The sequence below is a fragment of the Pirellulales bacterium genome (assembly GCA_036490175.1).
Lineage (GTDB): Bacteria > Planctomycetota > Planctomycetia > Pirellulales > JACPPG01 > JACPPG01.
This window is the reverse complement of sequence record DASXEJ010000102.1, coordinates 46,645-54,560: the sequence shown is the minus strand read 5'-3', so window position 1 is coordinate 54,560 and position 7,916 is coordinate 46,645. Positions and strand designations below refer to the sequence as shown.

Genomic DNA, 7,916 nt, shown 5'->3' with positions numbered 1-7,916 from the left:
AGGCCGGCACCGTCTGCCCGTTGATAACGGCTGCGTGGGTCAGGTCGATTTCCGTAACACTTGGATAAACCTCTAACCGGATGGCGCCGTTACCCAGCACGATCGGTACGAAATTCACCTGCGTTCCGTAGCTTTTCCATTGCACCGAGATCGTACCCAAGCTTTGCGGCACGGGAATCGGAAATTGGCCCCCCGACAAGAAGCTGGCCGGTCGGCCGCTATAGGCCACCAGGTTCGGCTCGGCCAGAATCGTCGCTACCTCCTGTTGCTCCAGCATGTCGAGGAAGCCCAGAAAGGCGCTATTCGGGTTGACGATGCCAAAGCTGAGGTGCAAATTGTCCGAGGTCGGCGTGGCAACCAGCGTCGGCTGATTGAAGGGGCTTTGGCCTGGCAGCGTGCCCAAGATCTGGCTCACGGCCGACTGAAAGAAGCTCTGCCCCGACTGCACGCGAAAGTCGAACCCGACCTGGCGCAACTTGACGCGCGAGACTTCCAGAACCTTGACCTTCAACAGAACCTGTTGCACGCCCGCGATGGTGATATTGTTGATCACCTTCGGGTAAAAATCCTCGGCGATCTGAATGATGCGGCTGATCTGATTCGGGTCGTCTACGTGGCCCGAAACGATGACGCTATTGGCCGTGGGGACGACTTTCAAACTGGTGGTGGGGAACTGCGACTGCAGCAGCATCGCCAGTTCGCGAGCATCGGGAAACACGATCACGTCGATCGTATGGATCTTCTGATCCTCGTCCCAAAGGTTCACTTGGGTGACGCCGGCCTTCTTGGCCAGCAACTGTACCTGTGTGGCCGATAGCGGCGTTAGCTCGACGACGTCGGGATTGGCCGCCTGTACCTGCGGTACCTTCTTGTCCATCGTCAGGATGCGACTGGAGTTGATTACCATCTCCAGGCGCTCGTTGTTGTCCTGCACCTTGTAAACAATGGGCTGGCCCCCCGGCGGCTGTGCCAGCAGATTGCCCGGAAGCAGCAAGCCGATGACTGCTGCCACGCGCAACAGCGTTCGCGCGCTATGAAGAAACAGCGAGAGGGCTCGCTGCACAGGTCTGATAGTCATCCGTGCGCTTCCTTGCAAGTTGCAGAACTCGAAGCCCCATCCTTGATCGCGCCGCGATCCATCGCTGGCGGATTTAACGCTTCGAGTTTTTTTCGTGTTCTCAGGTTCTCGTGTTCGTTCCGTTATGCATCGCGGTTGATCCGCATCGTTCGCTTAAGGGCCTTTGGGCCCGTCGTCCTTCGCCGGCGTATAGGGCGGCACGGCTGCCGCTGCGGCCGCGGCGGCACCTGTTGCCTGATCGAGCGAGAATCCACTGGGCATGGTCGACGGGGTCGATCCTGGCTCGGTGGGATTATTTAATTGCCGAATCTGCAGGATACCGCCGACGCGGTTCCCTTCCTCGAATTCCACCTCGCGTAAGCTCGTCCCCTCGATCAGCAACATCTTGAAGGTGTTCGCCGGAGCGACCGGAGTGTCGGCGTCTTCAACCGGATCAGGTGTGGTAGTGGGGGGATTCAGTATTTTCAGGAAATTCTCTTTCGACGGCTTTTCGGCCTTCGTCAGAGCCTCGGACATGTCGCCCCCTTTGAACAACTCTTGCTGTGTGACGCCCACCGTGTCGTCTTGCGTGTCATCGTCGGCACTGCGCATCACGAGACGAATCTTGCCCATCTCGCTGGCCAAGGTCACCAACTCGGCCTGTGTCGGTGTCACTAGCAGCGAGATCGTTTTGGCCGTGATCGCCTCAGTTCCGTTCGATTCACGGCTGTAGACATTGTTCACGGCGAACACTTTGACGTTGTGCAGGAACGTGCGCGTGCTGGAGCGATTCGTTTCGCTCGAAGCCCCCACGTCGGTCAGGTGTACCAAGGCGTCGACGCGGTCACCGGGGAGGATCAAGCCGCTGCCGCTGACGTCGTCAACCTTCACGGAGACGACGCGATAGCCCTTGGGAATCAGATCCGTGGCTCCGGAACCTTGGTCCCCCTTGGCCAGAAGCTTGGCTTCGATGATAGGCTCGCCGCCGTAGAACTTGGCGCGCGCACGGCGGCCTTCGACGTCTTCTAGCGTGGTCAGGGCGCCGGCGGGAACCTTGCTCTTGGGCCATTCCTCGAGCTTGAGCACTTCCGGCGTGAGGGGATCGCCCAAGCCAATGTCCGTCAGCGCAACAAAGATGGGTAACATCTCGCCAGCCTCGGCCGCCTGTTCCGTGGGGCGGCTCGCCAGCACCTGGTTAATGCCGATAGCGGCCACCAGCCCGCACACAAGCGCGAGGAGCAGAAGTATCAACGATTTTGGACGCATGGTCCCCCCAGACAGCAGGCGCTAGCAGCCGACACTTCGAGCCGTGGTCCAATTACTGGACGCCTTCACGTTGCATAGTCGTGCTAGCGGTCAACGTTTTCCCATTTAGAAAGATTGGCGATGGTGACCAACTCACTTGATTGAAAGGCAACGAAACAGTAACCGTGACCGGGCCGTTATAACCGGAAGCAGTGGGCAAGCTTGGCGAGAATGCCACGCTCGTGCTGCCGGCCGATACCGCTGCGGCGGTTAGGTAAGTTGTGATAAATGTAGTGACAGCTGTCTGAGTCGCGCCATCCAGTACGGCTTGCCGTGCCCCCTCACGCGACGCGGTCGTCAGGATCTGCTGCACCATCACGGCCCTGCCGACCTCAATCATGCCCAGGGTGAAGGCAAAGAACACGGGCGCCACGATGGCAAACTCGACGGCGGCAGCCCCTCGTCGAGTTCTTCGGCATAACCGGCAGAGTTTCTCCAGTTTGAACCATCTCTTCTGCGGGTTTCTCAACTCGTCAATCCGCGCCTCGGGACCGCGCGGGCCAGACAATTCAAGGCAGTCGTTCATAGCAGCATCCCTTCCCAGGCGAAGTACAAGATCGTGCCGATCGCGATTGGAATCCCATAAGGCAAGAGCATCATGCTGCTCTTGCGTTCGGCCGCGATCGCCGAGAGCTGGTTGGGATCGCGAACCGAGAAGATCTCGTGGAAAATCATCCAGAACTGGGCCTGATGCTTGGCCCAGGCTCGCCGATAGACCACCATCAGCACGGCGATGACCGCACCGATGATGGTAGTAGCGCAAAACGCGTAGAACGTGTTGGTGGCCCAGACCCACGCTCCCACGCCGGCCAGTAGCTTCACGTCTCCGGCGCCCATGCCGCCAATGGCGTACATCGGCAGCAATAGCAGCAGGCCGACGGCCGTGCCCAGTAAGCTCCACATCAAACCTTCCCACCCAAAGTAGGTGGCGCTGTAGGCCCATCCTGCGAAGACCATGGGATAGGTCAGCCAGTTCGGGACCTTCAGCATCCAGCCGTCGATCACCGCGGCGACTACTAACAGCAGCGTGACGATCCACACGGGCCAATGTTCCACGAAAGCCATCCACATGGCGTTGATCTCGGACACGGTAGCGTCTCCCATTCGTGCGAGGGGCTGTAGATCTGGAGCTCGTCGCGGGACGATTCCAGCACGCAAGGGGCTGCCAGGCGATTGCGCCTGGTATTCCCATCCATTCAATCCTATGTCAAAAAATGACGCGCGGTTTGGCGACTGCGACGATGCCGATGCAGGACGGCGGCCGCGGCGCGATGTGCCGCGGGGGACGGCAACGCTGAGAGGAGCCTGCCTCGTCAAGATCCAAGCTTGGTCGAGACTTTGCCGAACGTCGTATTCGCGCTGGTGCCGATCGCTTTGATCGATGTGATGCACACCAACACGATCAGCGACAGCATCAGCGCGTACTCGACAGCGGTCGGCCCATCCTCGGAAGCGAGAAAACGGCGCGTCGCTTGCAGTACGGATTGAATCTTTGCGTGCACGATCTGATTCCCAGGGCCGAAGATCGGTCTTCGATTGTCAGGTGCGCTGTCGACCGAATGCTCTAGCCGCCCCAAACATCAAGCCGAACCTCAAGCTCTAAGAAGTAGATAGCTCACAGCCACTGGCAGTCCAGCGGCGATATCGCTCCCCTGTCCTGCCGGCATGTCGCTTTTGCGCAAAAAACAGCCCCCGGACTTCGCAGTAGGCAAAATCCGGGGGCATGTAGCATCGGCTTCTTGGACCAGGGGGGTATAAACCCTAGCCCGCCGCGAACAGCCACGCTTACGAGGCGAGCTGCGTGGATACTTTAGTAAATGTCAAGTTCGCGTTGGTGCCGATCGATTGAATCGCCGTCAAGCAGACGATCACAATCAGAGCCAGCATCACGGCGTACTCGACTGCGGTTGGGCCATCCTCGGACGTGAGGAAACGTTGCACCTTCAAAGCAAGAGTCTTCATCAGAATCCTCCATTCCCTTGGTCGTCCTCGGCCGTAGGACTGTGGCGGCCGGAATCAGGACAGACCGTTAACAAAATGTGATTGACCATTAGTGATCGCCGCACCCTCATCGGTTGTCGAGGGACTTCGGAACGACGATCGTCGGAACTGTTTCGCGATGATTTCAGCGTCTTGCTCGCGTCTTGCGACGTTTGCAGTCGACGGCAGCAAATCGCTTGCGCCGCCCTTCACCGCTCTCGAATCGTTCTTGTTCGGATGAAAATCCGTTTCGAAGGGTACGCAGGAACGGTCGCGAAACCATTCCTGCAACAGGTTTTCGCAGGGGCGATTGCCTGTGCATTGGAAACCTAGTGTGGATTCGTCCGATGTCAAATTGCGAAGTTTAAGAAATCCCGGCCGGTTGCATCATTTTTACGATTGACCGCCCATTGGCGCCGCAAAACCGCCACGATCGCTCCAGACGCCGCGTCACGGCATCGCCCATCGCACGGCGGCGGCGATAGAAGCGCAGCGCCACGGTGATGTTTTGTCGAATCTCGCTTGATCCAAAACGTCTGGCGCTAGTTATTGCAACGTAGCCTTGCATTGGATCGCTGCTCAATGAACCGTTGTTTCAACTGTCCGCGATGCGGATCACGACGTTTGTATGGACTACGCTGCGAGCGCGCTTGATTTCTTGGAAAGCCAATCGTCGTGGCGCTACCATCGCGACTCGGCAGCCGCGTCCGAGCCGACTGCTTTCGTCGCCCTGGCCTTGGCCGCCTATGGCCGTAGCAAGGCGTCCGTGCGGGCGCGTGACTGGCTGGTTTCGGCGCAGGCCCCAGATGGCCAAGTTGGAATCCGCCAGGACGAATCCTCGCCCGGTTGGCCGACTCCCCTGGCCGTACTGGCTTGGATTCTAAGCGACGAAGCGCACAGCCCAGCCAGATCAGGTTCAACCGCAATAACCGTCACGACCAACACCGTCGCAGGCGCGATCGCACGCGGCATCTCGGATATCTCGTATCAAGAGTCGACACGTCGCGCGGTGGACTGGATGCTCTCAATCGCCGGCGAAACATCCGAGCGGCAGCCCTACACCGGCCACGATACGACGTTGCTCGGCTGGCCGTGGGTGGTTGGCACCCATTCCTGGGTCGAGCCGACCGCCATGAGCGTGCTCGCACTACGTGCCACCGGACATGGCGACCATCCACGAACTCGTGAAGCCGTTCGTCTGCTCGTCGACAGGCTACTGACCACGGGCGGATGCAACTACGGTAACACGATCGTGCTGGGGCAGACGCTGTTGCCGCACGTCGAACCGACCGGAGTCACCCTGTTGGCATTGGCAGGCGAACCCGATAGCACGGGCCGGATTCGTCAGGCAGTTTCCTATTTGGAATCGACGCTCGGACCCACTACCACGCCCGCTTCGTTGGCCTACGGCTTGCTGGGGCTGGCGGCGCATGGCCGCGTTCCGTCGCAGGCGTCGGTCTGGATGGCCGCTTGCACGGCACAATCGCTACGCCGAGGTTCGTCGCTGGAGTTGGCCCTGTTAGCCCTGGCGGCGCTCGAAGGCGATTGCCCGCTCGTTTCCCTATCCGCAGTGCCCGAGGCAGCTTGAGCAGGCACCGATGGCAACAGAAACAAAAAACAAATCATCGGCTCACATATCGCCAAGCGACGCAGCGCCGCTGTTGGATCGTCGCGCTCTGCTCATCGGCGCCGGCGTGACGACCGCCGGCATTATCAGCTACCCGTTCGTGGCCAATGCGTTCACCACGAGGCAACCGGTATTTCTGGCGCGAAACCAACGTTACGACGGTCCACTAGAGCGCACGATTAGCGACGGGCTGCTGGCCACGGGCTTTGATCCCGCAACGATCCGCGGACGCCGCGTGTTGTTGAAGCCGAACATGGTCGAGCCCTCGCGACGGATGCCACACATGACCACTCATCCGGCCGTTGTCGTGGCCGCGGCCGAGGTGTTTCGCCGCTGGGGTGCCGAGGTTTCCGTTGGCGAAGCACCGGGCCATGTCCGCGATTCGCAGATGGCGCTCTTCGAATCGGGGCTGGGTCCTGCGATCGAGTCGGCCGGCATCGACTTCGCAGATCTCAACTATCAAGACCTGGGCTGGGTGAAGAATGCCGGTCGTGCCTCGCCGCTCGAGGGATTCTGCTTCCCACGTAGCATCGTCGAGGCCGACCTGGTCGTGTCGATGCCGAAATTAAAGACCCACCATTGGGTCGGCATGACCGCCGCGATGAAGAATCTGTATGGCGTGTTGCCGGGCATCAAGTACGGTTGGCCCAAGAATGTCTTGCACCATGCTGGCATTCCGCAAACTGTGTTCGACATCAATGCCTCGCTCCCCAAGACGATTGCCATCGTAGACGGCATCGTGGGTATGGAGGGAGACGGCCCGATTCTCGGCAGTCCCAAGTCGCTCGGGCTGATCGCGATTGGTCTCAACCCGACGGCCGTTGACGCCACCTGCGCCCGGCTGATTGGACTCGATCCATGGCGCATCAGCTACCTGAAACTGGCCAAGCGGCTGGGACCGCTCGACGAGCGGCACATCCTGCAGCGGGGCGAAGCCTGGAAAGAGCTGGCGTCGCCATTTGAGATTCTCAATGTGCCGCACCTGCAAGAGCTGCGCATACGGCGCGGTGTGCTCACGTCTTAGCCAGAATGTGCGATTGAGCGTTTTATGCGTGCCCATGCTCATGCGACAGAGGCACGCATCTCGACATCACGCACGATCAGCCGTTCATCGCGGCCAGGTCGCTTTTGAGCGCGCGGGTCATCCGATAAATGAATAGCGGGTTTCCCAGGACGTAGCGGCGTGCCTTGTGGGGCTGCAGCATTAACTTGTGCATCCATTCGCAGCCGGCCCGGCGGACCCACAGTGGCGCACGACGCGGCTTGCCGACCCAATGATCGAACAAACCTCCCACGCCGATCGCTAGCGGCACCTGCAATTTGTCCTGATGGCGGATGATCCAACGTTCTTGCAAGGGATTTCCCATCCCGACCAAAAGCAAATCGGCGCCGGAGGCATTGATCTCGTCGATGATTCTGTCGCCGCCTGGGTTGTGAACGTAGCCGTCGTGGAAGCCGGCCTGCGTCCAGCCGGGAAAATGCCGCTGGGCATAGGCCGCGGCGCCCTCGATCGTGTCGCGCGTCGCGCCTAGCAGGTAGTAGCGATAACCGCGGTTGGCAGTGTCGACAAAGAACTCGGGAATGAGGTCCGTGCCACACAAATTGGCGCGTAGTTCGATTCCGCGCTGGCGCGACGCCCACCGTACGCCGGTCCCATCATTGAATACATAGTCGGCTTCGTTGAGCACTTTGCGATACGACAGCTCCTCGGTCGCCACGTTCAAGGTGTGGGCATTCACGAGAAACAACGAGTGGCATCGTCCGTTATCCGCTTGGAGCAATCGCTCCATGATGGCGAAGGCGTCCAGTTTCGTAACGTCTGTGATATGCACTCCCAAGACGGAAACGATGCGGGCCGCGCAATCTGCGGCGGCTTCTTGGATAGGCGCGTCCAGCATGGGCAGCGTGGCGCTGCTTGTCAGTTGTGACATGGTCAGTTCTCCCACT

9 protein-coding genes are annotated in these 7,916 nt (G+C 59.8%); 2 read left to right on the top strand and 7 right to left on the bottom strand.

The annotated features are described in order from the left end of the window. The 6 genes from VGG64_07430 to VGG64_07405 all read right to left on the bottom strand — a co-directional run. Positions 1–1,078: pilus assembly protein N-terminal domain-containing protein (locus VGG64_07430; protein ID HEY1599417.1), on the bottom strand; the 1,078-nt coding region annotated here is incomplete at its 3' end. A 153-nt stretch (positions 1,079–1,231) separates the two neighbouring features. Further along, positions 1,232–2,323, bottom strand: a complete 1,092-nt coding sequence (cpaB, locus tag VGG64_07425) for a Flp pilus assembly protein CpaB (GenBank protein ID HEY1599416.1) — start codon at positions 2,321–2,323, stop codon at positions 1,232–1,234. 52 nt (positions 2,324–2,375) lie between these two features. Then, positions 2,376–2,888 (bottom strand): TadE family protein, encoded by a 513-nt coding sequence (locus tag VGG64_07420; protein ID HEY1599415.1) that lies wholly within the window; start codon positions 2,886–2,888, stop codon positions 2,376–2,378. Further along, entirely contained in the window at positions 2,885–3,451 is a 567-nt protein-coding gene (locus tag VGG64_07415; GenBank protein HEY1599414.1) for a prepilin peptidase, read from the bottom strand. Before VGG64_07415 ends, VGG64_07420 begins: the two co-directional genes overlap by 4 nt. Before the next feature lie 224 nt (positions 3,452–3,675). Then, complete coding sequence (locus tag VGG64_07410) at positions 3,676–3,840, bottom strand: Flp family type IVb pilin (GenBank protein HEY1599413.1); 165 nt, start codon at positions 3,838–3,840, stop codon at positions 3,676–3,678. Between the two features lie 307 nt (positions 3,841–4,147). Further along, positions 4,148–4,324 (bottom strand): Flp family type IVb pilin, encoded by a 177-nt coding sequence (locus VGG64_07405; GenBank protein HEY1599412.1) that lies wholly within the window; start codon positions 4,322–4,324, stop codon positions 4,148–4,150. 646 nt (positions 4,325–4,970) lie between these two features. Between VGG64_07405 and VGG64_07400 the strand changes: the two genes are divergently transcribed. Both VGG64_07400 and VGG64_07395 read left to right on the top strand, forming a co-directional pair. After that, positions 4,971–5,930, top strand: a complete 960-nt coding sequence (locus VGG64_07400; GenBank protein HEY1599411.1) for a hypothetical protein — start codon at positions 4,971–4,973, stop codon at positions 5,928–5,930. Between the two features lie 10 nt (positions 5,931–5,940). After that, positions 5,941–6,993: a DUF362 domain-containing protein gene (locus VGG64_07395; protein ID HEY1599410.1), complete on the top strand. Its 1,053-nt coding sequence runs from the start codon at positions 5,941–5,943 to the stop codon at positions 6,991–6,993. Between the two features lie 76 nt (positions 6,994–7,069). Here VGG64_07395 and VGG64_07390 read toward each other — a convergent pair whose 3' ends face one another. Then, a complete protein-coding gene (locus VGG64_07390; protein HEY1599409.1) occupies positions 7,070–7,900 on the bottom strand; it encodes a WecB/TagA/CpsF family glycosyltransferase in 831 nt (276 codons plus the stop codon). Between the last annotated feature and the right edge of the window lie 16 nt (positions 7,901–7,916).

Excerpts from the sequence above, each read along its gene's own strand:
- cpaB (HEY1599416.1), bottom strand. The coding sequence starts at position 2,323 with ATGCGTCCAAAATCGTTGATACTTCTGCTCCTCGCGCTTGTGTGCGGG.
- VGG64_07420 (HEY1599415.1), bottom strand. The coding sequence starts at position 2,888 with ATGAACGACTGCCTTGAATTGTCTGGCCCGCGCGGTCCCGAGGCGCGG.
- VGG64_07405 (HEY1599412.1), bottom strand. The coding sequence starts at position 4,324 with ATGAAGACTCTTGCTTTGAAGGTGCAACGTTTCCTCACGTCCGAGGAT.
- VGG64_07400 (HEY1599411.1), top strand. The coding sequence starts at position 4,971 with ATGGACTACGCTGCGAGCGCGCTTGATTTCTTGGAAAGCCAATCGTCG.
- VGG64_07395 (HEY1599410.1), top strand. The coding sequence starts at position 5,941 with ATGGCAACAGAAACAAAAAACAAATCATCGGCTCACATATCGCCAAGC.
- VGG64_07390 (HEY1599409.1), bottom strand. The coding sequence starts at position 7,900 with ATGTCACAACTGACAAGCAGCGCCACGCTGCCCATGCTGGACGCGCCT.